Origin of the sequence: Pseudoalteromonas sp. 120-MNA-CIBAN-0494 (assembly GCF_040308885.1) — a bacterium.
Classification (GTDB): domain Bacteria; phylum Pseudomonadota; class Gammaproteobacteria; order Enterobacterales; family Alteromonadaceae; genus Pseudoalteromonas; species Pseudoalteromonas nigrifaciens.
Genome location: NZ_JBEOOE010000188.1, coordinates 1 through 257, shown reverse-complemented (window position 1 = coordinate 257; position 257 = coordinate 1). Strand labels below are relative to the sequence as shown.

Sequence of the window (257 nt, the reverse complement as noted above, 5' to 3'; positions counted from 1 at the left end):
AAGCAGACGTGATTAAAATGCGCGAAAAAATGCGTGGCCATTTGGCTAAAGGCAATGCGCAGCAATTTGACTTAAAACAAGATGTGGGTGCCATGACCGATATTGAGTTTATAACGCAATACTTGGTATTAAAACATGCCCATGAGTTTACCCACTTATGCGATAATTCTGACAATGTGAGAATTTTAACGGACGCGGCTAAAATTGGCTGTATCAGCGATATTCAAAAAAAGCAGCTTATTCAAGCGTATATAGAC

General features: G+C 39.3%; 1 protein-coding gene. It reads left to right on the top strand.

What is annotated here, in order from left to right:
• Window positions 1-257 (top strand): hypothetical protein (locus tag AAEY55_RS18470; RefSeq protein WP_350552716.1); only part of this gene is annotated, 257 nt, incomplete at both ends.